This window comes from Sulfuricella sp. T08 (genome assembly GCF_000971475.1).
Lineage (GTDB): Bacteria > Pseudomonadota > Gammaproteobacteria > Burkholderiales > Sulfuricellaceae > Sulfuricella.
In genome coordinates, this window is record NZ_DF967585.1 from 208,943 (window position 1) to 233,137 (window position 24,195).

Genomic DNA, 24,195 nt, shown 5'->3' on the forward strand with positions numbered 1-24,195 from the left:
AGAGCGGCGCTTGCGCCGCTCTTTTTTTGCCGATTGATTCGAAAAACCCCGAAGGGCGCGTTCAGAAATCAGGCTGGTTCAGGCGAAGAAAGACTCTTCGGAATAGGAAACACCACGTTCTCGGCGATGCCGCTCAACTCCTCCACGCTACCGGCGCCGAGCTGTTTCAGCCGGGCGATCACTTCCTCCACCAGCACCTCCGGTGCGGAAGCTCCTGCGGTGACGCCGGCTTTTTTCCTGCCCTGCAGCCAGGCAGGTTCGATCTGGCTGGCGTTGTCCACCATGTAGGCGGCTACCCCCATGTTCTGCGCCACTTCGCGCAGGCGATTGGAATTGGAGCTGTTGGGCGAGCCCACCACGATCACCACATCGCACTGTTGCGCCAGGGTTTTGACTGCATCCTGGCGATTCTGTGTGGCGTAACAGATGTCGTCTTTCTTCGGGCCGCTGATACTGGGAAAGCGCTGTTTCAGCGCGGCGACGATGCGGCTAGCGTCGTCCACCGACAGGGTGGTCTGGGTGACATAGGCGAGGTTTTTTTCGTTGCTGACGTGCAGTCCAGCCACGTCCTCCGGCTTTTCGACCAGGTACATGCCGCCATCTGCCTGCCCCATGGTGCCTTCCACTTCGGGGTGGCCCTTGTGGCCGATCATGACGATTTCCTTGTCCTGCCTGCGCATCCGCGCCACCTCCAGGTGCACCTTGGTCACCAGCGGGCAAGTCGCATCGAACACTTTCAGGCCACGCGCTTCCGCCTCCTTTTGCACGGCTTGCGAAACGCCATGAGCACTGAAGATCAGCGTGCTTCCGGACGGCACTTCGGCGAGATCTTCGATGAACACCGCACCTTTGGCGCGCAAGCTCTCCACCACGAACTTGTTGTGGACGACCTCGTGGCGCACATAAATCGGCGCACCAAACAGTTCCAGCGCGCGCTCCACGATCTCGATGGCGCGATCCACACCAGCGCAGAAGCCGCGAGGATTGGCGAGCAACACTTCCATATTTACTCCAGAATTTCCTGAATCTCGACTTCGAATTTCAGCGGGTAGTCGCACAGGGGATGGTTAAAATCCACCAGCGCATCGGTCTCGGTTTTGTCGAGAATCACCCCCATCACGGCCTCGCCGCTGGGCAGGTTGAATTCGATCAGGCTATCGACTTCGACCACGATGTCATCCGGGAACATTTCCAGCTCGATCCGCTGCACCAGCTCCGGGTCGCTCAGGCCAAACGCCTGCTCAGGCTCAAGAAGAAATACGCGCTGTTCGCCCGGTTCCAGACCGATCAGACACTTCTCCAGGTTTTCCGCAATTTCACCCGCACCGATCTCCAGGACGACAGGCTCATCTTCCTCGTAGGTATCGAAAATCACCTCGCCCTCTTGAACAGAGATGGTGTAATGCACGCTCACTTTATCGCCGGCAGCAGCTGTTTGTTTGCTCATATTCAACTCCTGAATTTCACTTGTTAAGTCATCGTAGGATGGGTGGAGCGTAGCGATACCCATCAATCACAATATCAAAGGAAGATTGGGTTTGTTGGGTTACGCGATAAAGCCGCTAACCCAACCTACATTTCACCCCTCACCCCTCACCCTTCACCCCTCACCCCTCACCCTTCACCCTTCACCCTTCACCCTTCACCCTTCACCCTTCACCCTTCACCCTTCACCCTTCACCCTTCACCCTTCACCCTTCACCCTTCACCCTTCCTGGTTTTTTAAAACTGTCCCAGATCAGCAGCCCTGCGCCGCCGGTGATCGCCATGTCGGCAACATTGAACGCGGGCCAATGGTAGCCTTGCACATAAAAATCGAGAAAATCTACCACGTGCCCGAGCATGATACGGTCCATCAGGTTACCGAGCGCACCACCGAGGATCATGGCAAGTGCCAGGCTGAAAAATTTTTCCCCGTGATGCTTGCGCAGCAAGTGGACAATCACCACTGCCGCGACCACCGCGATCACGCTAAAAAACCCGCGCTGCCATCCCCCGGCTCCGGCCAGGAAGCTGAATGCCGCACCGGTATTATGGGCCAGCACCAGGTTGAAGGAGGGCATCACAGGGATCACCTCGCCAAAGACTAGCGACTGCGTCACCCAGTGCTTGCTCAGTTGGTCGAGCACGATCACGACCGCGCTTAGTGTCAGCCAAACCCACCAGTTACGCATACTGGCGCGGCTCGCCTTCGCCGTGCAGATTGGAAACACAACGTCCGCACAAGCCGGGCTTGGTGGCATCGGCACCCACATCGGCGCGGTAATGCCAGCAGCGTTCGCACTTCTGTTGTGGGCTGGCGCTAACACGAATGCCCACCCCTGCTTCACCGGCCACCGCTTCGGGATGGCTGCCCTGATGCAAACGCGCCTGTGACGTAATGAACACGAAACGCAAGTCGTCGCCGAAAGAATCGAGAAGGTCGAAGATTTCGCCGATAGCATAAAGATCCACCTCGGCGGCCAGCGAGGAACCGATTTCCCCAGCCACCCTCACCTCTTCCAGCTGCTTGAGCACATCTGCACGCACACGGCGCAACTGCACCCAACGCTGCCTGATCACGTCCTCATCCGGCTGGGTCAGCATCACGTCGTTCCAGGTATGCAGAAACACGCTGTCTTCCGGATTCTTGGCCAGCACCTGCCACACTTCCTCGGCAGTAAAGGAAAGTATAGGCGCCATTAGCCGCACCAGACTGTGGGTGAGGTGATACAAGGCGTTTTGTGCCGAGCGGCGGGCGCGGGAATCAGCACCGGCGGTGTACAGGCGATCCTTCAGGATGTCCAGGTAGAAGCCGCCCAGATCCTCAGAACAGAAGGCTTGCAGTTTCTGGACAATGAAGTGGAACTCGTATTTTCCATAATGTGCCTTGCAGTCGTTCTCGAAATCCCGTGCCATCGCCAGCGCGTAGCGGTCGATCTCCAGCCACTCTTCTACCGGCAGAGCGTGCTGCACCGGATCGAAGTCAGCGATGTTCGACAGCAGAAAGCGCAAGGTGTTGCGGATGCGGCGGTAGCTCTCGGACACCCGCTTGAGGATCTCGTCGGAAATGGTCAGTTCGCCGGAATAGTCGGTGGAAGCGACCCACAGGCGCAGCATGTCGGCGCCGAGGCTGTCCACCACCTTTTGCGGCGCGATTACGTTGCCCTTGGACTTGCTCATCTTGTGGCCGTTGCCGTCGACCACGAAACCGTGCGTAAGGAGAGCCTTGTAAGGTGCGTGGCCATCCACTCCGCAACCGGTGAGGAGCGAGGACTGGAACCAGCCACGGTGCTGATCGGAACCTTCCAGATACAGGTCCGCCGGGTGCTGCAAATAGTCGCGTCGCTTCAGTACGCAGGCGTGGGACGAGCCGGAATCGAACCAGACATCGAGGGTGTCGCTCACCTTTTTGTAGGTTTCTGCCTCGGCGCCGAGTAACTCGCTTGCGTCCAGGCTGAACCAGGCTTCGATGCCCTGCTGTTCCACACGCTGCGCCACCTGCTCCAGCAGCTCCGCGGTGCGCGGGTGCAGTTCGCCGGTTTCCTTGTGCACGAACAGCGGCATCGGCACACCCCAGTTGCGCTGGCGCGAGACGCACCAGTCCGGACGATTCTTGATCATCGCCTCGAGCCGGGCACGGCCCCACGACGGGAAAAACTCGGTGTTCTCGACCGCCTTCAACGCGGCTTTACGCAAGCTGCTGTGCTGCCCGGTAGCTTCCATGCCGATAAACCACTGGTGCGTAGCGCGGAAGATGATCGGCGTCTTGTGCCGCCAGCAATGCGGGTAGCTGTGCTTGAGCTTGATTTCCAGCAGCAGCGCTCCGCTGTTTGCCAGGGTTTCAACCACGGTCTTGTTGGCCGCCCAGATCGACTGGCCGCCGACCAGTGGAATACTGGCGTAAAACTTGCCATCGCCGCCTACCGGGCAATCCACCAGAAGGTTGTATTTGCCGCCGACGGCATAATCCTCCAGACCGTGCGCCGGCGCAGTGTGCACCAGACCGGTACCGGCTTCAAGCGTGACGTGGTCGCCGCAGATCACCGGCACGCTGCGGTCGTAGAAAGGATGCTGCAATTGCAGATGTTCCAGCGCCGAGCCTTGCACGGTCGCCACCACTTCCACCGCATCGAAACCGTAGCGCGTGATGCAGGCTTCAGCCAGATCGCGCGCCAGGATCAGGATGCCTTTCGGCGTCTGGATCAGGTCGTAAATGAAGTCGGGGTGCACACACACCGCCTGGTTGGCCGGCAAGGTCCACGGCGTGGTCGTCCAGATCACCGCAAAAACCGGCTGATGGGGTTCTTTCATGCCCAGCACCTTGGCCAGCGCGGCGACATCCTTCACCGCAAAGGCGACGTCGATCGCCGGAGAAGCCTTGTCCTCGTATTCCACCTCGGCTTCCGCCAGGGCGGAACCGCAATCCACGCACCAGTGCACCGGCTTCTGCCCCTGGTAGAGGTAGCCGTTGGCGTGGATGTGGCCCAACGTACGCATGATGTCGGCCTCGAACTTGAAGTCCATGGTGAGATAGGGATTGTCCCACTCGCCCAGCACGCCAAGGCGGATGAAGTCGGCCTTCTGCCGTTCAATCTGCGAAGCCGCATATACCCGGCACAGCTCGCGGAATTTGGCGGCAGGAATCTCCTTGCCGTGCTGCTTTTCCACCTGCAGCTCGATCGGCAGCCCGTGGCAGTCCCAGCCGGGCACGTAGGGCGCATCGAAGCCGGACAGAGTCTTGCTCTTGACGATGATGTCCTTGAGCACCTTGTTGACCGCGTGGCCGATGTGGATGTCGCCGTTGGCATAGGGCGGCCCGTCATGCAGGATGAACTTGGGCCGTCCGGCGCTGACCTCGCGTATCTTCTCGTAGAGCTTTCTTTCCTGCCACTGTTTCAGCCACCCCGGCTCGCGCTTGGCGAGATCTCCGCGCATCGGAAAGGGGGTGTCAGGTAAATTGAGCGTATCTTTGTAATCAGCCATTTCTTTCACCAAAAAATTTCTTCGCGTTTTCCACATCCGCCGCGATCTGCGCAGTCAGCATCTCGAGGTTAGGGAACTTCATTTCGTCGCGCAGCTTGAGCAGGAATTCCACGTGCAAGTGCTTGTTGTAAAGGTCGCCGTTGAAATCGAACAGGAAAACTTCCAGCGTTGCCTTGCCTTTATCGTTGATGGTCGGGCGCACGCCCAAGCTGGCCGCTCCCTGCAGCGGCTTGTCACCAATCCCGTGGACCTCGACGGCAAAAATGCCGGCCAGTGGCGGCTTGTTGTGCTTCATCTGGATGTTGGCGGTGGGGAAGCCGATCTTGCGCCCGAGGCTTTCGCCATGCACCACCTTGCCGCTAATGCTGTAATGGCGGCCTAGATAGCGCTCAGCGAGAGCGAGGTCGCCGTTCGTCAGCGCCTCGCGCACCACGGTGCTGGATGCGCGCTGGCCGGACACGGTCACGCTGTCCATGGCCTCCACCTCAAAACCGTATTGCTTCCCGGCCTGTTGCAGCATGGTGAAATCGCCGGCGCGTTTGGCGCCGAAGCGGAAATCATCCCCCACCAGCACCCAGCGCGCCTGCAAGCCCTCGCACAAGATGCGGCTGATAAAATTCTCTGCGCTGACCTGCGCGAAGCGTTTGTTGAAACGCAGGATAAATACCCGCTCCACGCCGAATCGCTCGAACAACTCCAGCTTTTCACGCAGGTTGGAAAGGCGCGCCGGCGCCTGCTCCGGGGTAAAGAATTCGCGCGGGTGCGGCTCGAAGGTCATCACGCAGGGCGACAGTCCACGCTCACGCGCCGCCTGCGTGAGGCGGGCGAGCATGGCACGGTGGCCAATATGCACGCCATCGAAATTTCCGATGGTAAGCGCGACCGGAGAAAGGGACTGAGCGGGTGTTCCGCGGTAAATCAGCATAGCCGAGTGTAAAAAAGATTGGATTATAACTCAAAAAGGCGTATTTCACCGCAGAGGACGCGGAGGACGCAGAGGAAAAACAAGGGCTTAAGACCCACTCTGGAGAGGGCTTTAGGCTAGCCAAGCTTTTGCCTAACTCTGCGTCCTCTGCGATTCATGGCTCTTTTCAAAAATAGCAGCAGGTCATTTAGCGCCGTGGCGGATAAAATCCTTGATCCTCACGCCAAACAGGGTGAGTGCGGCGAAATAGGCGGCGGCGCCTGCCACGACGGTCCAACTCAGGTGCACCACGCGGGAAACGATACCACCCTTGAGCCAGGCATCTTCCACGCCCATGGCGAACCACAGCACCCCTCCCATCACCGCCAGAGCAGCCGCTACCTGAAGAAAAAACTTCAGCCAACCCGGCTGGGGGTGATAAATATCGTGCTGGCGCAGGTGGTAATACAGCAGGCCAGCATTCAGGCACGCCCCCAAGCCGATGGACAGCGCCAGCCCGGCGTGTTTGAGTTCCAAAACAAAAACAAAAACGATATTCATCATCTGCGTCGAGAACAGGGTAAAAAGCGCAATTTTGACCGGCGTGCGAATGTTTTGCCGGGCATAGAACCCTGGCGCCAGTACCTTCACCATGATCAGGCCGAGCAAACCGAGGCTGTAGGCGAGCAGCGCTTCCCTCGTCATCCACAGGTCGGTGAGCGTGAACTTGCCATAGAAAAACAGCGTGGAAATCAGCGGCACCGCCAGGATCGCCAGCGCCAGTGCAGCGGGCAGCGCCAGCATCAAGGTCAGGCGCAGGCCCCAGTCGAGCAGGCGGGAGTACTCTACGGTGGAGGCATCGGCGTAATGCTTGGCCAGGCTGGGCAGCAGGATGGTGCCCAGCGCCACGCCGAGTATGCCGGTGGGAAATTCCATCAGGCGGTCGGCGTAATACAGCCAGGACACGCTGCCGGTGACCAGGAACGAGGCGAAGATGGTGTTGATCAACAGGCTGATCTGGCTGATCGACACGCCGAACACCGCCGGGCCCATCTGCTTCAATATCCGCCACACGCCCTCGTCGTTGAGCTTCAGACGAAAGCGCGGCATCAGCCCGAGCCTCGCCAGATAGGGCAGTTGGAAACCAAGCTGGAGCAGGCCGCCGAGCAGCACCGCAACTCCCAGCACCAGCACCGGTGGATCGAAATACGGCGCCAGCCAGAGCGCGCAGACTATGAAGGACAGGTTGAGCAGCACCGGCGTGAAGGCCGGCACGGAGAACTTGCTGTAGGTGTTGAGGACGCCGCCAGCCAGCGAAACCAGCGAGATGAAGAAGATGTAGGGAAAAGTCAGGCGCAGCAGGGCGACCGTCAGATCGAATTTGCTCGGCACTGCGGCAAAACCAGGCGCGCTGATATAGATCAGCACCGGCGCGGCAAGAACACCAATCACCGAGACCACAAGAAGAATCAGCGCCAGCAGTGTCGCGACATGATCCACCAGATCGCGCGTCGCATCATGGCCACGCTTGGACTTGTATTCCGCCAGGATAGGCACGAACGCCTGGGAAAAAGCCCCTTCGGCGAACAGCCGCCGCAGCAGGTTGGGAATCTTGAAAGCAACGAAGAATGCGTCGGAATACAGACCCGCGCCGAACACCCGGGCAATGATGGTGTCGCGCAGAAAACCAAGGATGCGGGAGATCAGGGTCATGCTGCCGACTGCGGCCAAGGCCTTCAATAAATTCATGGATTACGCTATAAAATCAAAAACAGCTATGTTATAGCGTTTGCCTTGTGCTTTCCAGACAAGAGATTTGGTCTATCATTGAGTGTTGCCGCAAACTATGAAAGTCGATACAATTAAACTTAGTCTAAGTTAACGACTTGTTTTAATCCACCCAACATCTGGAGCATATTCACTATGGAACACACACTGCCAGCACTGCCCTATGCCATGGACGCCCTGCAGCCACACATGTCCAAAGAAACCTTCGAATACCACTATGCCAAGCACCATCAGGCCTATGTCACCAACCTGAACAACCTGATCAAGGGCACCGAATTCGAAAACCTGGACCTCGAAGCCATCATCAAGAAGGCCCCGGCCGGTGGCATCTACAACAATTCCGCACAGGTATGGAACCACACCTTCTTCTGGAACTGCATGAAGCCGAACGGCGGTGGCGAACCTACCGGTGCGCTGGCTGATGCCATCAAGGCCAAGTGGGGTTCTGTCGACGATTTCAAGAAAGCCTTCCAGACGTCCGCTGTCGGCAACTTCGGTTCCGGCTGGACCTGGCTGGTGAAAAAGGCAGACGGTTCCGTCGACATCGTCAACATGGGCGCCGCCGGCACCCCGCTGACCACCGGCGACAAGGCTCTGCTGTGCGTGGACGTGTGGGAGCACGCCTACTACATCGACTACCGCAATATGCGTCCGAAGTTCGTCGAGACCTTCCTGGCCAACCTGGTCAACTGGGACTTCGTGGCAAAGAACTTCGCCTAAGGTATCAAACGATGTTTCGTGATAATAAAGTTTTGAACTAAATAATAAAGTTTTGAACTTTTGAGGTCACCGAAATAATAAAGTTTTGAACAAGTGTCGTGAAAAAGGGTTCGAAGATTTGTCTTCGAACCCTTTTTTTATGTCAGAACACTCTACTCTAGTTCTCGAATTTCTTGCCCAGGTCGCTGAAGACTAGAGCCAGGTCATCAGTATCGAGCGGCCACATAGCCGATTGGCTGCTGTGCGCTACAAAAAAGCGTTTGATGCCTACATGGACAAAATGAAGTATGCCGACTGTAAAGCGCTGGTGGCGTTTTCCGGGACGATTACCGATAGCGAAAGCCAGATCACCAAAGCCGACGAAGGCGACCTGAACGACCACAAGGAACGCGACGATGGTATCAAGGGTGCATTCGACACGGATAGCTATCAGGTGTTAATCGTGGCTTCAAAGTTTCAGACTGGCTTTGACCAGCCAAAGTTAGTTGCGATGTATGTAGATAAGCGACTTGATGGCGTTTTGGCAGTGCAAACCCTGTCGCGTTTGAATCGCACCTTCCCCGGCAAGGACAAGACTTTTGTGCTGGATTTTCGCAACAAGCCGGAAGACATATTGAATTCGTTCCTGCCGTTTTACCGTACTGCCAAATTATCGGGCATCACTGATCGAAATTTGGTGCACACGCTGCGCGAAAAACTTGATCAAGCGGGTGTCTATCTTTGGAGCGAGGTTGAGGTGTTCGCCAAGGCGTACTTTGATCCGAAAGGGAAACAAGCCGCCATCCAGCATCCGTTAAAACAGGCGCATGATCGGTACAAGGAGCACAAGCAGGAAGAGCAGGAGTTGTTCCGAGGTGAGCCGTGGGACGATCCCAACGACAGGCTATCAGCCATCATCAAAAAGATGAATGAGGTGTTTTCTGGAAACCTGTCAGATGCAGACTTTAGGGGGTATGCCACCACGCTGATTGGAAAAATGGTAGATGACCCTATGCTGCAAGAGCAAGCCAAAGCAAACGATACGGCGGAATCCTTCAGCAACGGTGCATATGAGCAGAAATTAACGGGCGCAGTGGTCGATGCGCTGGAAAGCCACGGTGCGATGGCAGATCAGGCATTGAAACATCCCAGAGTGTTCAAGGGGCTTGCCAGCTTATTGCTAGACGAGGTGTATCGTCAGTTAAGGGAAAAGGCCGAGGTGTAGGTTGTCCTCACCCCGGCCCTCTCCCGTCTGCACCCGTAAGGAGTGACCCCGCCGGGTTCCCGCTGTTGCACAGCGACCACGGCGAGACGGGCGAGGGGGTCTTTCGTGTCACTGACGCGACGTTCACGTTAAACGCAAAGCCTGCGGCTCAATCCGGAGCGATGGGAGATAGAGTGGATCAGACCGCAATGGCCAGATCCTGCTCCACATCGGCGGACGCGCCCGTCAGAACAGCGACAAACTCTTCCAGCGGCATGTCGATGCGTTGTATATTCTGCTCCGCGAGAAAGCGTGCTTCGTTGCGGGTCAGTTCGCCGGGCAGGACGGCCCAGTGTTTGTCTGATGAGCGCTTCATTATCTGGCGCGCGAAAGTGCGTTCCAGCTGGTTGCTGAAGCGACAGCCGAGGAACAGGAAATGAGCGCCCGTGCGCAGATGCTGGACTACCTCCGGAATCGGCGTCTGGATGTCGATCTCGGTCAGCACTTCGACATAATCGGAATCCGACACCAGGAAATTGCGCGCTGGCGAAATTGCGCCCAGGGGTTTGTACAGCACCACATCCCAGGTGTCCGCCTCAAACGCATCGGCCGGGGAGCCTTCACTGCGGAAATATTGCACCCAGGTTCCGAAATGCTCGGCCTGACTGGCTCCTTGCACCTGGCCCCAGCTCTGGCGGTGCTGTAGCGCCATCTGCATTGCGTTGTCGTACCACGCATCCACCACCAGCAGCGGTTTTTTCGGCAGGTCCGCCAGAAAACGGTGCAGTACCGTCGGCTCCACGTCAGCCAGGAAGGCTTCCGCCAGTAGCCCGGTCAAGGTCTTGCGGTGCTTGAAATTCTCGATGAATTGCGCGGCTGCCGTCAGATTCTTGCGGATCTTGTGCGGCACGGTTACCTTCGCGACCAGCCGCTCGACAAGTTCCCCCGGAGAGTTTGGCACCGGACAGGCGGGAGCGAGGTCAAGAACGCCTGGCCCCAGGTAGGGAACGATTTTTCCGTTGCCCAGCTCGGCCCTGATTTCGACCAATGATTGCGACAGGTTTATCATGACTATCCTTTCGTTTGGAACCTTAATTCGAATTCCATTATTCGATATTTTAAAATGGAATCAGGCGCTCAACAGTTCGATCGTGATGTTTTCAGTGCCGAGTATGGCCAGGCAGGCGAGACGCGATCCGGAACCTACGCCGACGAGGGTGTCCAGCATTTCGTTTTCGCTGCGCTGTATCTTCGACAGGCTCTTGCGCCCTTCGACTACGAAGAGATGGCAGGCTCCACACAGCTCGGTCTTGCCTTCTTCGCATTTGTGCGCGATGTTTTCACCGGCGGCGAGCAGCGCCTGCAGTATGCTCGTTCCCTCTGCGGCTTCGAGGGTCTTGCCGGTGTTCTTGACGGTGATGGTAGGCATTACGTTACTCCTTCAGTTGTTTTACAAAAAATGTTTCTCGGTTCAATAAATGGCTGCCCCGGCGCCCACGTTAAGCGAGGCGTCCTTGGTAGTCTTGACGATGAAACCAATCTGGTCTTCGTTCAGGTGCCCATGAAATGGCAAGGCGAGCGCGTGGTCGGCCACTTTTTCAGTAACGAAATAGTTGCCCTTGCGATAACCCAGTTCCTGATAAAACGCCTGCAAATGCAGAGGCTGGCAATAAGCAACAGCCTCGATTTGTTCCGTATGCAGATCCGCGATGATGGCGTCGCGGCTGCTGCGGCTGAAGCGCGTTCCCAGGTGCACCAGATAGAGCATCCAGTGAATATCAGTGACATCCGGCGCCACATAGGGCGGCTTGATGCCTTCGAAGGAGCGGATGTGCTCCAGGTAATCGATTTCGACCTGCTTGCGCCGCTGCAAAATGGCGTCTATACGATCCAGTTGCGCCAGCCCCAGCGCGGCGCTCACGTCGCTCATGCAAGCCTGATAGGGCAGCCTGCCGCCGATCACCACGGAAAAGCGTTCGTCCAGGCGGCGATTGCGGTAGGAGCGCAGCGTCCTGACCAGTTCCAGGTCATCCGTCACCACCATCCCGCCTTCGCCGCAGACCAGCGGCCCCGGCTGGGAGAAGTCGAATACGGCGCAGTCGCCGAAACTGCCGACGAGCTTGCCCTGGTAGCTCGAACCTATTGCTTCGGTGGAATCCTCCAGCAGTTTCAGGCCATGCCGATCCGCCATTTCGCGGAACGCCTGCCACGGCGCAGGGTGGCCGTTGGTATTGCTGGCCAGGATGGCGCGGGTGTTGGGCGTGATTTTGGCTTCGGTCTTCTCCGGCGACAGCGTGCCGGCCCAATAGTCGATGTCCGCGAACACCGGCTTGGCACCGGCGAGCGCGATGGCATGCGCGATCTGATGCCAGGAAAAAGTCGAGGCAATCACTTCGTCGCCTGAGCCTATGCCATGAGCCCTGAGGCACAGCAACAGCCCCATGCTACCGCTGGATACGGCCACCGCGTACTTGCGTCCGATATAATCCGCGAATGCTGACTCGAACGCTTCCACCACCGGCCCCTGGCTGAGGCGCGGCGACTGCAGCACGGTATTCACGGCATCCAGCTCGACATGGCTGATGTCGGGGTCGGAGAGTGGAATCCAGGATGGGCTCATATCGTTTTCCTAACGGTGCTGCGCTACGATTATCCCGGTGGCGACAGCAGGGTCGCCGGTAATGCGCCAGCAGTGATTGCTGCCGTCCACCAGGTACAGGTTGAACCCCGGATAGGTTCGGAACGGTTCGTCGCCGCCCATGTCGGAAGCATCGCAACGGGTAAGAGACAGGCTAGGAAAGCGCTGGCGAAAATCGGCCAGCGGATTTCCGTCCACTTCCGCTGAACCGAGCAGTACCTCCAGTTGCGCCAGGTCGTTTTCGGTCATAGCCATGGCTATGAGCTCACTTTGCGGGCGTCCACGGTCAACGGCAACGCGGTGTCCGCACTCATTTCCGGCAGTTCGAGCTGCCAGCCGTTGGCGAGCGTCACCATGCCGCCCCACATGCCTTCTTTTTCCATGGAAACGATATTTTCTTCCAAATCTTTCTTGGGCACGTAAGCAGACAATATGCCTGCGGAGTTTTTGCGGATCATTATTTTCATTGCGTCATCTCCAAAGTGATCTATCGGTTTTCGTGCGCATGCTGCACGCCGCCATCATGCCGCCTCTGCGTGCTTGTCCTGAACCACTGCCTGCAGCACTTCCAGTGCCTGGTCTATCATCGAATCAGTGGTATAGCGGCTCAATGAAAAACGCACCGAGTCCATGGCCGCCTCCTGCTCCAAACCCATGGCGGTGAGAACGTGGGAAGGCGCGCTGCCGCCTGCGGTGCAAGCCGCCCCGGACGAGGCGAAAATGCCGTTCTTGTCCAGTCTGTCCAGCAGCATTTCGCCGTTCACGCCGGCAAAACAGATGTTGGTGGTATTCGGCACGCGCTCCGTCCCTGCGCCATTCACCCGTGCGAACGGAATCTGCGCCAGGATCGCCGCTTCCAGCTTGTCCCGCAGCGCCTTCACGCGGGTCAATTCGTCGTCCATTCCCTCCTGCGCCAACCTGCATGCCACTCCCAGCCCGACGATGGCGGGCACGTTTTCCGTCCCGCCACGCCGCCCGCGTTCCTGATGGCCGAAGAACAGCGGTGGCAGCTTGATTCCCTTGCGCACGAATAACGCGCCTATCCCTTTCGGCCCATGCAGCTTGTGACCTGACAGCGACAGCAGATCAGCCGGCACACGCGCAAGATCCAGCGGAATCTTCCCGGCTGCCTGCACCGCATCGGTATGGAACAGGGCACCGTTCCGGCGTGCGATGGCGGCGACCTGCTCGACCGGAAACAGCACGCCGGTTTCGTTGTTGGCCCACATCAGCGTGACCAGCGCTGTGTCGCTGTCGACGGCGCGCTCCAGGCAGGCCATCTCCAGTCGCCCCTGCTTATCTACCGGCACGTAGGTGACACGCACGCCTTGTGTCTCCAGATGCTTCAGCAGCAATAGCGTGGAGGGATGTTCCACCGTGCTGGTGACCACGTGGCGCTTGCGCGGGCTCAGCGCAAGTGCGCCTTGGATCGCCATGTGGTTGCTTTCCGTCCCGCAACTGGTGAACACGATCTCCGGCGGCGTCGCATGCAGCAGGCTGGCTACCTGGGCACGCGCATCGCCGAGCCAGCGCTTGGCAACAGCCCCGGACCCGTGCTTGCTGGATGGATTGCCGTAGCTGTCCTGCAGGCTTGCGCACATCGCCTCCACGCATTGCGGCGCTACCTGCGTCGTGGCGTTGTTGTCGAGGTAGACGAATTTGTGTGTGCCGTTCATTGCCAGAATATCCGTTCAGGGTCCAGATTAAGTTGTTGCAACAGTTGCGCCAGTGTTTCGAATTCCCGGTACAGCAGCCATGTTCCGTGCACATGGTCCTTGCTGTGTAGACGCCAAGTCCGGCTTGCTTCGGCATACTCCAGCAGAGCGACGTCGACCACGCCCCCGCTTTTGTCGATATTGCGCGAACAGCACGGGCTCTCGATGCGGTAGCCATTTTCAGATGGACACACTTCGGGCGAGACGTAGCGGTAGCGGTGTCGTTTCGCCAAAGCGCGTTCTATGCGCTTGCAGTCCACCTCGTTGGGGTGGGGAGACGCGAACTTTGCTGCGCTAGTATCTGCATCGATCATGCCTCACCTCACACGGGAGTGATTTCCTCCTCCAGGCAGCCGACCACGAAGCCTTCGCCGAACTCCACCAGATAAACCGGCGTCTGCGACTCGGCATGGGTGCCAACCTGGACGATTTCGCCCTGCGCGCCCTGATCTACCAGCAGCGTGTCCGGCTCGCGTTCCGGGAAGGATCCGTCGTTGTACATGTCATCGCTGGCCGCAACGCGCTGGCCCCACTCGTACTTGGGCATCCTCGGCTCTATCATGCTGCCTCCCTGGAAGCCACCGCATTGTTGCTTTCGACCAGTTCCAGTTCCTTGCCTCTCATGCCCACCCGGTACCCCCGTTCCACCATGTCGATGCCGTAAATGTAGTATTGCTGCAAGAAAGTGCCGATGCTGGTCACGTAGCCTATGTCGCCTTTCTTCACCAGAATTTCTCCTATGTCCTTGCCTGGAAAGGTTCCGTCATTGCGCACCGTTTTGGTGGAACGCACCTTTTGTCCGTAGTCGAACTGCGGTTCGGCGCTGATTTCCACTATTTCACTGTCACGACTGATCTTGGCCATGTTCGCTCCTTGGTTCAAACCACACTAAAAATCTGCGCCTCTTGCACATCCTTACCCTGCGCAAGGCGGCTGGCGACGAGTTTACGTACCACTGAATCGTCGTCGGCCGACATTTGCGCGAGATGTTTCTCTGGAATTCGGTCGGCTACTTCGTAGCGCACCCGCCAGTCTGGGTCGCGCAGCAGCAGGTGCAACTGGCCGCCGTCGATGCGTCTGACCACCTCGATGCGCACCCGAGCGTCTTCATCGCATGACATTTTCACCAGCCATTCATCGCCTATCCTCTTGGCAACAGTCAGTCGGACTTCCGGGTCGGTGTCGTGCATCATCAGAATCAACATGCCAGTCGGCAGGCGCATTGCCACAATCTGACGCACGTAATAATCCATATCTTTCATCATCGAGCCGAGATGGCATTCTTCCAACCGCGATGCAACGCGGATACGTACTTCACGATCCGGGTCGGCACGCATCAGCAGCAAATAGCGCGGCGGCAGCCGCTGCGCGGCGCTCCAGCGGACGGTTTCGTCCGGGTCGTTGATGAGGCGAGGGAGATGGAACAGGTCCACATGCTTGGCGGCCACCGCCCGCACCTCGAAATAGGGGTGCACCAGGTATTTCACAGCCAGCTCGGGATTCCACTCGAAGAATCGGTCGATGCGTTTGGCGTAGCGGTCATGCACGCAGGCATGTCGTATCTGGCAGCGCTTGGCATCCAAAAGCGCCTGATTCGAGCAATCCGCACACCGCAGCTCGTTTCCCTGCCAGTCCATGGATTCATCGATATCAGTCATCGTCTTCCCGTCCTTCGCGTTCCAGCACTTCCAGTAAAATCTTGCCGCCCAATTTGTTGCCTGGGTCCAGTTCCAGCAGCTTTTCCACCGCGGCCCGTCCTTCTTCCCGGTTGCCCAGGCGCATGTGCAGGTAGCCATATGCCTTCAGCGCAAACAGGTAGAAGCGCGGCAGGATAGCATCGTAACTTCCGAAATTCGCATCGTCCTGTTTCACTTTGTGCCAGTCGACATCCAGCCCATTGTCGCCGGCAGATTTCAGCAGGCACAGCTCTGCAACATCCAGCGCCTCGCCCAGGCGCCCCTTGTAGAAGTAGTATCGATACAACCCGATCAGCACGGCAGCATGATCTGGCGCGATCGCCAGCGCTTTTTGCAGATGACTCTCCGCGACGCGGTCCTCGTGGTAAGTCAAACCGGCCAGGCGCAGGTGGAACTCCGCCTGTTCCGGCAGTCCTCCGCCGAAGCACGCGAGTTCCAGTTGTTCGACGTCGGCCTCATGCATGGATTTCAGCCTGATCAGTGTTTGTGCGCAATGCTGGACACACTGATCGTGGCAACGCCCGGTGCCGCACTGCTGCTGCAAGCGCATGACGCCGCATTGGGGTTGATGAAGGTCAGTCCACTGCTCATCAGCGCATCGGTAAAATCGATCGTCACGCCTTCCAGCAGCAAGCGGCTTTCCGCCGGCAAGAACAGCTTGACCCCATTGCTTATCAGCACGTTGTCGCCTGGCCGTGGCTCGGCTTCCACGGTGAATTCGGATGCCAGCCCGGAACAGCCGCCGGCGGTGACCATCAATCTGAATCCGAAACTTGGTCCACCGTTGAAGCGAATCATGCGACCTATGAATTTTTCGGCACTGGGGGTAATCGTGATGTTCATTGCGTTCTCCTATGCAGCAGCTAGATCTAGATAGCGGGGATATTGGGTGTCGATCACGCAGGTGTTTTCCACCGGACAGACCGCCACGCACTGTGGATCATCGAAATGCCCGATGCACTCGGAGCATTTTTTTTCGTTGATGACGAAGGTTCCATCCTGCTCGCGAATTGCCACGTTCGGGCACTCCGGTTCACACGCGGAACACGCGGTGCACTGGGATGATATGATTTTGTATGCCATGACTACTTCTCCTGATTACTCAACCAGACTGACTATGCCGCGATGTACGCACCTTGCCGGAGATCCGCGTCGCCGCGGGCTAGATGGACGACCTCACCGGATTTCACCTTGCCCAGATATTCCTTGAAGTAGCGCACCGCCGACTGCTCGATGAACTCGTGGGCGTATTTGTCCACCGGGTCGATACCCGCCGCGCGCAGTTCGTCTTTCGGGCAACCGCCGATCTTGGCCACGAAGACCGCGACGCAGTCGTTGATGGCGCGGATAACCGTGGGCAGCGTGTCTTCCTCACCGTAGCCGCCCTGGCAATACAGATCGACGCGGCGGTGGCCGACGAACTTGGAACCTTCCGTGCTGAGCTCGTAAATCTGGAACTCCTGGGCATGGCCGAAGTGCTCGTTGATGCGGCCATGGCCCTTGGTAGCAACGGCGACCAGTATCTTTAAGTCGCTGAACTCCTCCACCAGGTTTGCCAGTTCAGCCTCCTTGGCAGCCGCTGTCGCCAGTCGCTCCTGCTCCACTTTTTCCTGGTAGGCGGCGCGGCCCTCAGCGTCATACTGGATGTCCATTTCCATGACTTTTTCCGTACTGAATTCGGAAGAGCGGTCTTCGCCCAGTAACCCCACTGCATCGGCACGGCACTGGCGGCAATGGCGCATCATGTTCATCTCGCCCTCGCAGCTGTCCTGCAGCGCCTTCAGCTCCTGGGCGCTGGGCCCGCGCTGTCCGCTGAGGCCGAACACGGTGCCGTGTTCGGGTGCCGAGATGAGCGGCATGATGTTGTGCAGGAACGCCCCGCGCGATTTGACTGCCCGGTTCACTTCGACCAGGTGGTGGTCGTTGATGCCGGGGATCATTACCGAATTGACCTTGCACAGGATGCCGGCTTCGGTCAGCATCTCCAGCCCCTGCATCTGGCGCTCCGTGAGTATCCGGGAGGCCTCGATGCCGGTGATGCGTTTGTGATTCCAGAATATCCATGGATAAATATGCTGCCCCACCTCTGGATCAACCATGTTGATGGTGATCGTGACGTGATCCACATTGAAAGATTTGATGGCCTCTATATGATCGGGCAGAGCCAAGCCGTTGGTAGATAGACACAGCTTGATGTCCGGCGCCGCCTTGTAGATCAGCTCAAACGTCTTGAAAGTCTTGGCCGGATTCGCCAGGGGGTCGCCGGGGCCGGCAATACCCAGCACCGTCATCTGCGGAATAGTGGAGGCCACCGCCAAAACTTTCCGCGAGGCCTGCTCCGGGGTCAGCTTCTCGCTCACCACGCCGGGACGGCTCTCGTTGGCGCAGTCGTATTTGCGGTTGCAGTAATTGCACTGGATGTTGCATGCCGGGGCGACGGCCACGTGCATGCGAGCATAATGATGGTGAGCTTCCTCACTGTAGCAGGGATGGTTCTTGACCTTTTCCCACACCTCCGGCGCCATGTCCCCCTGGCCAGAGGACGAACCGCAACTCGCTTTTGCGCCCCCGCTGGAGGTGCCGCAGCCTTTATGCTCGGCGATTTGCTGCAAGACTTTATCCAGCGGTTTGATTTCCTGCACGCTTACGCTATTTGATTGTGCCTGATTTTGCATTGTTCGCTCCTGTTTGCCGTGTACAAGCCGGGCTGAAATGAAACCCGATTCAAGTTCCTGAATCCATGAACAGCAACAACCGTGCCAAACGGTAAAACCGCCGGGAAGGCGCAATAATGCTGGGTCTTAGCTAAGATGCGTGATTGTCTGAATCTCTACAATGCATGCATGGATGTTGTGAATTTGTTTCGAATACGACATCGCCATGAAGCATGTTGCGGGTGAGTGAGATGCAGCAGGGATGAAATATAAAAGTTGGGATGGGTGCTGAGACGGTTAGCCATCCGCCTGGCACCGACGCCAGGCTAGGTTTTGGTTCCTATTTCGCGTAAAAAAATGGTTTTTCAAGAGCGGTCTTTGCCGCGGTGCGATGGTTATCGCGGCCAAGACCGCTCCTGCTCGTTACCCAATCCGGATTGACTTTAATATCTTGTCGCAAATCCGACAAGTCGACTTAATGTCGACTTTCATCCCCCTTTTATTTTCTGTTGAAAATTTACAATCAATTGATAAACAACAAATAATTTCTGTTTATGTGATGGTGGCACGGTGCTTGCTCAAGCCTGTTCAGGCAATAACATTCCTGGCCTGATATTGGAGAACATCATGGTGACCATTAACGATACGACTTTGCGCGACGGCGAGCAGACCGCCGGGGTGGCATTTTCTTCTGAGGAGAAGATCGCCATCGCCAGTGCCCTGTCCGCCGCTGGCGTGCCAGAGCTTGAAATCGGCATCCCGGTCATGGGCGAGGAGGAGCGCGATGAGATCCGTGCCATCGCCGGGCTCGGCCTGAACTCGCGCATCATGGTGTGGGGGCGCATGCAGGAAGATGACGTGCGTGCGGCGGCGGAGTGCAATGTGAACATGGTCAACCTGTCGATACCGGTGTCCGACCTGCAGATTCGACACAAACTGAAGCGCGACCGCGAGTGGGTGTTGCAGGCCATACGTCGATTTGTACCGGCCGCCCTGGATTTGGGGATGGAGGTGAGCGTCGGCGCCGAAGACGCCTCCCGAGCCGATATCGATTTTCTGCTCAAGGCAGCGGAGACGGCCGAGTACGCCGGCGCCCGCCGCTTCCGCTTTGCTGACACGCTGGGGATGCTGGACCCGTTCGCTACCTACGAAGTGCTGCGCACCCTGCGGGTCACCGTCGACATGGAAGTTGAAATGCACGCCCACAACGATCTCGGGCTCGCCACAGCCAATACCCTGGCGGCGGTGAAGGCGGGCGCGACTCACATCAACACCACGGTCAACGGTCTCGGTGAACGCGCCGGCAATGCGCCGCTGGAAGAAGCGGTGATGGCGTTACGCCACCTGCATGGTATCGAGAGCGGGATCGACAGCCAGCGGTTCCCGGAAATATCGCGGCTGGTGGCCTTGGCCTCCGGGCGTCCGGTGCCGGCCAACAAGAGCATCGTCGGGGAAGGGGTTTTCACTCACGAATCAGGCATCCACGTGGACGGTCTGATCAAGAACCGCGCCAACTACCAGAATTTTGACCCCGAAGAAGTCGGACGCGACCACCGGCTGGTGCTGGGCAAGCATTCAGGCAGCAGCGCGGTGATCAGGACCTATGCCGAAATGGGAATGTCGGTTGACGAACTGCAGGCCGGCACCATCCTGGCGCGCATCCGGCAGTACGCCAGGTCGGTCAAGCATGCGCCCAATGCGAACGACCTGAAGCGGTTCTACCTGGAAACCGCGGAGCGGCATCCGCTGCGCTTTGAAGTTTGACTATTGGAGATTGATGACATGGAAATATTGATGCTAGCCCTGAAAAGGCTATCCACCGCCGAGGAGTTCCTGGATTTCTTTGCGATTGAGTACCAGCCTGCGGTGGTGCATGTGAACCGCCTGCACATCCTGCAGCGTTTTCACCAGTACCTCAGGCAGACGCCGCTTGCGGCAGATAGCAGCGAGGACGAGGCACTCAATGTCTGCAGAAAGCTGCTGGATCGGGCCTACCGGGATTTCGTCGGCTCCAGCGCAATCAAGGAAAAGGTTTTCAAGGTGTTCCGCGATGCCGAAGGGGTGAAAACCGTGTCGGTGGAAAACATTCGTGCGGCTCTGCCGCAACGGCAAAAAGTCGCCTGACAAGGAGAAGATCATGCACATCGTCGTTTGCATCAAACAGGTGCCGGACAGCGCGCAGATCCGCGTCCATCCGGTGACCAACACCATCATGCGCCAGGGCGTGCCGGCGATCATCAACCCGTATGACCTGTTCGCTCTGGAAGAGGCGCTGTGCCTCAAGGACAAGCACGGCGGCACAGTCACCGTGATTACCATGGGCCCGCCCCAAGCCGAGGCGGCCTTGCGCAAGGCACTGTCGTTCGGTGCCGACGACGCGATCCTGATCACCGATCGCGCCTTCGCCGGGGCGGATACCCTGGCGACCAGCTTCGCGCTGGCCTCGGCTATCCGCCAGATCCAGAAGAATATGCCGGTGGACATGGTGTTTACCGGCAAGCAGACCATCGATGGCGACACCGCCCAAGTCGGGCCGGGCGTGGCGAAACGCCTGGACATGCAGCTGCTGACCTATGTCTCCAAAATTGTGGCGGTCAAGCCGGAGGCCAGTGAAATCGTGGTGGAGCGCCGTGCCGAAGGCGGCGTGCAGCTGCTGAAAACCAGCCTACCGTGCCTGGTAACGGTGCTGGAAGGCAACAACCAGATGCGCTTCGCCAATATGCCCAATATGTTTCGCGCTGCCCGCCACCCGCTCAAGCTATGGAACAGGGAGGAGGCCGGTATTGCAGACGACGATATTGTCAAAATCGGCCTCAAAGGTTCGCCTACCGTGGTGAGCAAGGTGTTCGCCCCGACGCCGAAGTCGGAGCGCGCCGAGATGATCGAGGTAGAGAGCGGTGATCCCAAGGATATGGCAGTGACCGTGCTATCCAAGATGTTCACTCGCTTTCCGGCAGTGGAAAAAGAAATCGCCAAGCGCGCCCGATAGAAGCAACTCCTCCCCGAAGGGAAGCCGATCGCCCCCTCCCCATCGAGGGGGAGGGTTGGGGAGAGGGTGAAAAGCCAACGAAGCCTTTTACAAGGAAATAGCCATGACTGATGCAGCTCCAGCCAAGAAAAAACGCAAATTCGAGTTGGACCCCAAGCTCGCCGGTTACAAGGGGGTATGGGTTTTCGTCGAACACGAGCGGGGGCAGGTACACCCGGTTTCGTGGGAACTGATGGGCGAGGGCAGAAAGCTCGCCGATATGCTCGGCGTGGAACTGGCCGGCGTGGTGCTGGGCGAACCTGGCGAACAAACACGCCGGTTTTGCAACGAGGCGATGTGCCACGGCGCAGACCTGTGCTACCTGATGGCGGACGATATCCTCAAGGACTATCGCAACGAGCCATTCACCAAGGGAATGACCGACCTGGTCAACGCCTACCAGCCGGAAATCCTGCTGCTCGGAGCCACCACCCAGGGCCGCGATCTGGCAGGCAGCGTGGCGACGACCTTGCAGACCGGCCTTACCGCCGACTGTACCGCCCTGACCATCGACCCGGACAACCGTAGTTTGGCCGCTACCCGACCCACCTTCGGCGGCAGCCTGCTGTGCACTATCGTTACCCTCAACTACCGGCCGCAGATGGCCACCGTGCGTCCGCGGGTGATGGCTATGGCGGAGCGCGATGCAAGCCGCTCCGGACGGGTGATCGAACATCCTCTCGGCATGGTGGAAAGCAGCATCATCACCAAGGTGCTGGAATACATTCCCGATGCCATGCAGGACAAGCCTCAACTCGCCTTCGCAGACATCATCGTGTCCGGCGGGCGGGGCATGAAAAAGCCGGAGAATTTCCAGTTGATCTGGGACCTCGCCCAAGTGCTCGGCGCTGAAGTCGGCGCCTCGCGGCCCGTTGTGCAGGCTGGATGGGTCGACCTGGAGCGGCAGGTAGGGCAATCAGGCAAGACCGTGCGGCCCAAGCTCTACATCGCCGCAGGCATCTCTGGCGCGATCCAGCACCGGGTTGGGATGGATGCCTCGGATTGCATCATTGCCATCAACAACGACCCCAATGCGCCGATCTTCGGCTTCGCCACCTACGGCATCGTCGGCAATGCCATGACCATTTTGCCCGCGCTGACCGAGGCGTTCCGGCAGAAGCTGGCGGCGGTCAAGAAGGCGGGTTAAAAAAAGGAGCAAGTCATGAATGAAAAATTTGATGCCATCGTGGTCGGCGCCGGGCCTTCCGGTAATGCTGCAGCACTTACACTGGCCAAGGCCGGGATGAAGGTGTTGCAACTGGAGCGGGGCGAATATGCCGGCTCGAAGAACGTGCAGGGGGCGATCCTCTATGCCGATGCGCTGGAGAAGATGATCCCTGATTTCCGCGATGATGCGCCGCTGGAGCGGCACATCATCGAGCAGCGCATGTGGGTGCTGGACGACGACTCATTCGTCGGCACCCACTACCGCTCCGAAGGCTTCAACAAGGAGCCGTTCAACCGTTACACCATTATCCGCGCCCAGTTCGACAAGTGGTTCTCGGCCAAGGTGCAGGCGGCGGGCGCGCTGGTAATTTGCGAAACCACGGTCACCGATCTGCTGCGAGATGAAGGTAACCGGGTGGTGGGTGTTCAGGTTGATCGGGAGGGCGGTACCATCTACGCCGACGTGGTGATTCTGGCGGACGGGGTCAATTCCCTGCTTGCCAAGAAGGCGGATTTCCACCCTGAACTGGAGCCAAAAAACGTGGCACTGGCAGTGAAGGAAATCCACTTCATGCCCCAGGAGATCCTCCAGGAGCGCTTCAATATCGGCGAGGAAGAGGGCGTGGTGATCGAGCTGTTCGGCAAGATTACCCAAGGCATGATGGGCACCGGTTTTCTCTACACCAACAAGGAGTCCATCGCTGTCGGCGTGGGTTGTATGCTGTCCGACTTCAAGGATCAGAAAACCACGCCCTACGCTTTGCTCGAGGAGATGAAGAATCATCCTTCGATCAAGCCGCTTCTGGCCGGCGGGGAAATGAAAGAATACACCGCCCACCTTATCCCGGAAGGTGGCTACAAGGCGATACCCAAGATCTATGGCGACGGCTGGATGATCGTGGGCGATTCCGGCATGTTCGTTAACGCGGTGCATCGCGAAGGCTCCAACCTGGCCATGACCACCGGCCGTATCGCGGCGGAAACGGTGATCGATCTGATCAAGGAAGGCAAGGCGATGACGGCGGCGAACCTGGCAGTATATCGCAGCCGGCTTGATGACAGCTTCGTCATGAAGGACCTGAAAAAATATCGTGAAATGCCGGAGATTTTCCATTCCAACCGCCAGTTCTTTACTACTTATCCTGAACTGGTCAATCGCTCCGCCCACACCATGCTGCATGTGGATGGCGTGGATAAGAAAACCAAGGAACGCGAGATATTTTCCAGCTTCCGCGAGAAGCGTTCTCTGTTCGGTTTAATGGGTGATGCATACAAGCTTTGGAGGGCTTTCAGATGATGGTCAAAGTCGAAGAAAAACTGTTCCAGAACCGCTACCGGGTAGATGCCGAGCGGCCCCACATCAGGATCGTCAAGCCGGATGTCTGCGAATATGAATGCAAGACCCAGCAGTGCACTGTCTGCTGCCCGGCTGGCTGCTACACACTGGAGGGCAACGGCAAGGTGGTGCTGATCACCGATGGCTGCCTGGAATGCGGCACCTGCCGCATCATCTGTGACGATTATCGTAATGTGGACTGGGAGTACCCACGTGGTGGATATGGGATATTATTCAAATTCGGTTGATGTTGGTAAAGGAGGCCCTGAATGATGGCTTGTTCAGGGCTTCCCTAGATATGCAGTGTGAATCGCCCCGTTCCAGCTAGACACCTTTAAGCCTTAAACTTGAGGCAACAAGGAGGTGTTATGAGCAGCAAACGTTACCCGGAAGAATTCAA

General features: G+C 58.0%; 28 protein-coding genes. 8 read left to right on the forward strand and 20 right to left on the reverse strand.

The features are described from left to right. Positions 1–68 precede the first annotated feature (68 nt). The 6 genes from ispH to murJ all read right to left on the reverse strand — a co-directional run bounded on the left by ispH (position 69) and on the right by murJ (position 7,618). Positions 69–1,004, reverse strand: a complete 936-nt coding sequence (gene ispH, locus SCT_RS16265; protein WP_059425074.1) for a 4-hydroxy-3-methylbut-2-enyl diphosphate reductase — start codon at positions 1,002–1,004, stop codon at positions 69–71. A 2-nt stretch (positions 1,005–1,006) separates the two neighbouring features. Beyond that, the gene (locus tag SCT_RS16270; protein ID WP_059425075.1) at positions 1,007–1,447 is read right to left on the reverse strand and encodes a peptidylprolyl isomerase; all 441 of its coding nucleotides are present in this window, start codon (positions 1,445–1,447) and stop codon (positions 1,007–1,009) included. Between the two features lie 244 nt (positions 1,448–1,691). Continuing rightward, positions 1,692–2,174 (reverse strand): signal peptidase II, encoded by a 483-nt coding sequence (lspA, locus tag SCT_RS16275; RefSeq protein ID WP_059425076.1) that lies wholly within the window; start codon positions 2,172–2,174, stop codon positions 1,692–1,694. Then, positions 2,167–4,965, reverse strand: coding sequence for an isoleucine--tRNA ligase (gene ileS, locus SCT_RS16280; protein WP_059425077.1), 2,799 nt, complete (start codon positions 4,963–4,965; stop codon positions 2,167–2,169). Before ileS ends, lspA begins: the two co-directional genes overlap by 8 nt. Further along, positions 4,958–5,890, reverse strand: coding sequence for a bifunctional riboflavin kinase/FAD synthetase (locus tag SCT_RS16285; RefSeq protein ID WP_059425078.1), 933 nt, complete (start codon positions 5,888–5,890; stop codon positions 4,958–4,960). The genes ileS and SCT_RS16285 overlap by 8 nt, the downstream gene beginning before the upstream one ends. Positions 5,891–6,073: 183 nt before the next feature. After that, positions 6,074–7,618, reverse strand: coding sequence for a murein biosynthesis integral membrane protein MurJ (murJ, locus tag SCT_RS16290; protein WP_059425079.1), 1,545 nt, complete (start codon positions 7,616–7,618; stop codon positions 6,074–6,076). 174 nt (positions 7,619–7,792) lie between these two features. On the opposite strand from murJ, the gene SCT_RS16295 reads away from it, so the two are divergent. Beyond that, complete coding sequence (locus tag SCT_RS16295) at positions 7,793–8,377, forward strand: superoxide dismutase (RefSeq protein ID WP_059425080.1); 585 nt, start codon at positions 7,793–7,795, stop codon at positions 8,375–8,377. Between the two features lie 271 nt (positions 8,378–8,648). Next, a complete protein-coding gene (locus SCT_RS16300; RefSeq protein WP_144408310.1) occupies positions 8,649–9,581 on the forward strand; it encodes a type I restriction endonuclease subunit R in 933 nt (310 codons plus the stop codon). 178 nt (positions 9,582–9,759) lie between these two features. Here SCT_RS16300 and SCT_RS16305 read toward each other — a convergent pair whose 3' ends face one another. From SCT_RS16305 to nifB, 14 genes are read right to left on the reverse strand one after another with little or no spacing between them, the layout of a single operon-like run. Beyond that, on the reverse strand, positions 9,760–10,629 hold the full coding sequence (locus tag SCT_RS16305; protein WP_059425082.1) for an SIR2 family protein: 870 nt from the start codon (positions 10,627–10,629) through the stop codon (positions 9,760–9,762). A 60-nt stretch (positions 10,630–10,689) separates the two neighbouring features. Then, positions 10,690–10,989: a 2Fe-2S iron-sulfur cluster binding domain-containing protein gene (locus SCT_RS16310; protein WP_059425083.1), complete on the reverse strand. Its 300-nt coding sequence runs from the start codon at positions 10,987–10,989 to the stop codon at positions 10,690–10,692. Between the two features lie 42 nt (positions 10,990–11,031). Then, the gene (locus tag SCT_RS16315; protein ID WP_059425084.1) at positions 11,032–12,180 is read right to left on the reverse strand and encodes a DegT/DnrJ/EryC1/StrS aminotransferase family protein; all 1,149 of its coding nucleotides are present in this window, start codon (positions 12,178–12,180) and stop codon (positions 11,032–11,034) included. A 9-nt stretch (positions 12,181–12,189) separates the two neighbouring features. Then, the gene (locus tag SCT_RS16320) at positions 12,190–12,453 is read right to left on the reverse strand and encodes a DUF6129 family protein (protein ID WP_059425085.1); all 264 of its coding nucleotides are present in this window, start codon (positions 12,451–12,453) and stop codon (positions 12,190–12,192) included. Positions 12,454–12,455: 2 nt separating this feature from the next. Continuing rightward, positions 12,456–12,665: a putative nitrogen fixation protein NifT gene (gene nifT, locus SCT_RS16325; protein WP_059425086.1), complete on the reverse strand. Its 210-nt coding sequence runs from the start codon at positions 12,663–12,665 to the stop codon at positions 12,456–12,458. A 54-nt stretch (positions 12,666–12,719) separates the two neighbouring features. Then, on the reverse strand, positions 12,720–13,874 hold the full coding sequence (locus SCT_RS16330) for a cysteine desulfurase family protein (RefSeq protein WP_059425087.1): 1,155 nt from the start codon (positions 13,872–13,874) through the stop codon (positions 12,720–12,722). Then, complete coding sequence (locus tag SCT_RS16335; protein ID WP_059425088.1) at positions 13,871–14,227, reverse strand: DUF3024 domain-containing protein; 357 nt, start codon at positions 14,225–14,227, stop codon at positions 13,871–13,873. The genes SCT_RS16330 and SCT_RS16335 overlap by 4 nt, the downstream gene beginning before the upstream one ends. An 8-nt stretch (positions 14,228–14,235) precedes the next feature. Beyond that, a complete protein-coding gene (locus SCT_RS16340; protein WP_059425089.1) occupies positions 14,236–14,475 on the reverse strand; it encodes a nitrogen fixation protein NifZ in 240 nt (79 codons plus the stop codon). Next, positions 14,472–14,777 carry a nitrogen fixation protein NifZ gene (locus SCT_RS16345; RefSeq protein ID WP_059425090.1) on the reverse strand — a complete coding sequence of 102 codons (306 nt, stop codon included), beginning with the start codon at positions 14,775–14,777 and terminating at the stop codon, positions 14,472–14,474. Before SCT_RS16345 ends, SCT_RS16340 begins: the two co-directional genes overlap by 4 nt. 14 nt (positions 14,778–14,791) lie before the next feature. Beyond that, positions 14,792–15,571 (reverse strand): 4Fe4S-binding leucine-rich repeat protein, encoded by a 780-nt coding sequence (locus SCT_RS16350; RefSeq protein WP_059425091.1) that lies wholly within the window; start codon positions 15,569–15,571, stop codon positions 14,792–14,794. After that, positions 15,564–16,073 (reverse strand): hypothetical protein, encoded by a 510-nt coding sequence (locus tag SCT_RS16355; protein WP_059425092.1) that lies wholly within the window; start codon positions 16,071–16,073, stop codon positions 15,564–15,566. The genes SCT_RS16350 and SCT_RS16355 overlap by 8 nt, the downstream gene beginning before the upstream one ends. Before the next feature lie 14 nt (positions 16,074–16,087). Continuing rightward, positions 16,088–16,453 carry an iron-sulfur cluster assembly accessory protein gene (locus SCT_RS16360; protein WP_059425093.1) on the reverse strand — a complete coding sequence of 122 codons (366 nt, stop codon included), beginning with the start codon at positions 16,451–16,453 and terminating at the stop codon, positions 16,088–16,090. Positions 16,454–16,462: 9 nt separating this feature from the next. Then, complete coding sequence (locus SCT_RS16365; RefSeq protein WP_059425094.1) at positions 16,463–16,693, reverse strand: 4Fe-4S binding protein; 231 nt, start codon at positions 16,691–16,693, stop codon at positions 16,463–16,465. A gap of 32 nt (positions 16,694–16,725) precedes the next feature. After that, the gene (gene nifB, locus SCT_RS16370) at positions 16,726–18,285 is read right to left on the reverse strand and encodes a nitrogenase cofactor biosynthesis protein NifB (protein WP_059425095.1); all 1,560 of its coding nucleotides are present in this window, start codon (positions 18,283–18,285) and stop codon (positions 16,726–16,728) included. A gap of 549 nt (positions 18,286–18,834) precedes the next feature. Between nifB and nifV the strand changes: the two genes are divergently transcribed. The 6 genes from nifV to SCT_RS16400 all read left to right on the forward strand — a co-directional run bounded on the left by nifV (position 18,835) and on the right by SCT_RS16400 (position 24,043). Further along, positions 18,835–20,028: a homocitrate synthase gene (gene nifV, locus SCT_RS16375; protein ID WP_237759721.1), complete on the forward strand. Its 1,194-nt coding sequence runs from the start codon at positions 18,835–18,837 to the stop codon at positions 20,026–20,028. An 18-nt stretch (positions 20,029–20,046) separates the two neighbouring features. Next, complete coding sequence (nifW, locus tag SCT_RS16380; protein WP_059425097.1) at positions 20,047–20,388, forward strand: nitrogenase-stabilizing/protective protein NifW; 342 nt, start codon at positions 20,047–20,049, stop codon at positions 20,386–20,388. Positions 20,389–20,401: 13 nt separating this feature from the next. Beyond that, entirely contained in the window at positions 20,402–21,253 is an 852-nt protein-coding gene (locus tag SCT_RS16385) for an electron transfer flavoprotein subunit beta/FixA family protein (RefSeq protein ID WP_059425111.1), read from the forward strand. Positions 21,254–21,356: 103 nt separating this feature from the next. Further along, on the forward strand, positions 21,357–22,439 hold the full coding sequence (locus SCT_RS16390; protein ID WP_059425098.1) for an electron transfer flavoprotein subunit alpha/FixB family protein: 1,083 nt from the start codon (positions 21,357–21,359) through the stop codon (positions 22,437–22,439). A 15-nt stretch (positions 22,440–22,454) separates the two neighbouring features. Further along, positions 22,455–23,756, forward strand: a complete 1,302-nt coding sequence (locus SCT_RS16395; RefSeq protein WP_059425099.1) for an FAD-dependent oxidoreductase — start codon at positions 22,455–22,457, stop codon at positions 23,754–23,756. Next, the gene (locus tag SCT_RS16400) at positions 23,753–24,043 is read left to right on the forward strand and encodes a ferredoxin family protein (protein WP_202812172.1); all 291 of its coding nucleotides are present in this window, start codon (positions 23,753–23,755) and stop codon (positions 24,041–24,043) included. The genes SCT_RS16395 and SCT_RS16400 overlap by 4 nt, the downstream gene beginning before the upstream one ends. Positions 24,044–24,195: the final 152 nt, after the last annotated feature.

Coding starts and splice junctions, on each gene's coding strand:
- SCT_RS16300 (WP_144408310.1), top strand. CDS start 8,649: ATGGACAAAATGAAGTATGCCGACTGTAAAGCGCTGGTGGCGTTTTCC.
- SCT_RS16305 (WP_059425082.1), bottom strand. CDS start 10,629: ATGATAAACCTGTCGCAATCATTGGTCGAAATCAGGGCCGAGCTGGGC.
- SCT_RS16390 (WP_059425098.1), top strand. CDS start 21,357: ATGACTGATGCAGCTCCAGCCAAGAAAAAACGCAAATTCGAGTTGGAC.
- SCT_RS16400 (WP_202812172.1), top strand. CDS start 23,753: ATGATGGTCAAAGTCGAAGAAAAACTGTTCCAGAACCGCTACCGGGTA.
- SCT_RS16385 (WP_059425111.1), top strand. CDS start 20,402: ATGCACATCGTCGTTTGCATCAAACAGGTGCCGGACAGCGCGCAGATC.
- SCT_RS16270 (WP_059425075.1), bottom strand. CDS start 1,447: ATGAGCAAACAAACAGCTGCTGCCGGCGATAAAGTGAGCGTGCATTAC.
- SCT_RS16310 (WP_059425083.1), bottom strand. CDS start 10,989: ATGCCTACCATCACCGTCAAGAACACCGGCAAGACCCTCGAAGCCGCA.
- SCT_RS16360 (WP_059425093.1), bottom strand. CDS start 16,453: ATGAACATCACGATTACCCCCAGTGCCGAAAAATTCATAGGTCGCATG.
- SCT_RS16345 (WP_059425090.1), bottom strand. CDS start 14,777: ATGGCCAAGATCAGTCGTGACAGTGAAATAGTGGAAATCAGCGCCGAA.
- ispH (WP_059425074.1), bottom strand. CDS start 1,004: ATGGAAGTGTTGCTCGCCAATCCTCGCGGCTTCTGCGCTGGTGTGGAT.
- SCT_RS16295 (WP_059425080.1), top strand. CDS start 7,793: ATGGAACACACACTGCCAGCACTGCCCTATGCCATGGACGCCCTGCAG.
- SCT_RS16355 (WP_059425092.1), bottom strand. CDS start 16,073: ATGCATGAGGCCGACGTCGAACAACTGGAACTCGCGTGCTTCGGCGGA.
- nifB (WP_059425095.1), bottom strand. CDS start 18,285: ATGCAAAATCAGGCACAATCAAATAGCGTAAGCGTGCAGGAAATCAAA.
- SCT_RS16335 (WP_059425088.1), bottom strand. CDS start 14,227: ATGATCGATGCAGATACTAGCGCAGCAAAGTTCGCGTCTCCCCACCCC.
- SCT_RS16285 (WP_059425078.1), bottom strand. CDS start 5,890: ATGCTGATTTACCGCGGAACACCCGCTCAGTCCCTTTCTCCGGTCGCG.
- nifW (WP_059425097.1), top strand. CDS start 20,047: ATGGAAATATTGATGCTAGCCCTGAAAAGGCTATCCACCGCCGAGGAG.
- lspA (WP_059425076.1), bottom strand. CDS start 2,174: ATGCGTAACTGGTGGGTTTGGCTGACACTAAGCGCGGTCGTGATCGTG.
- SCT_RS16330 (WP_059425087.1), bottom strand. CDS start 13,874: ATGAACGGCACACACAAATTCGTCTACCTCGACAACAACGCCACGACG.
- nifT (WP_059425086.1), bottom strand. CDS start 12,665: ATGAAAATAATGATCCGCAAAAACTCCGCAGGCATATTGTCTGCTTAC.
- SCT_RS16320 (WP_059425085.1), bottom strand. CDS start 12,453: ATGGCTATGACCGAAAACGACCTGGCGCAACTGGAGGTACTGCTCGGT.
- SCT_RS16395 (WP_059425099.1), top strand. CDS start 22,455: ATGAATGAAAAATTTGATGCCATCGTGGTCGGCGCCGGGCCTTCCGGT.
- SCT_RS16340 (WP_059425089.1), bottom strand. CDS start 14,475: ATGATAGAGCCGAGGATGCCCAAGTACGAGTGGGGCCAGCGCGTTGCG.
- SCT_RS16350 (WP_059425091.1), bottom strand. CDS start 15,571: ATGACTGATATCGATGAATCCATGGACTGGCAGGGAAACGAGCTGCGG.
- ileS (WP_059425077.1), bottom strand. CDS start 4,965: ATGGCTGATTACAAAGATACGCTCAATTTACCTGACACCCCCTTTCCG.
- murJ (WP_059425079.1), bottom strand. CDS start 7,618: ATGAATTTATTGAAGGCCTTGGCCGCAGTCGGCAGCATGACCCTGATC.
- SCT_RS16315 (WP_059425084.1), bottom strand. CDS start 12,180: ATGAGCCCATCCTGGATTCCACTCTCCGACCCCGACATCAGCCATGTC.
- SCT_RS16365 (WP_059425094.1), bottom strand. CDS start 16,693: ATGGCATACAAAATCATATCATCCCAGTGCACCGCGTGTTCCGCGTGT.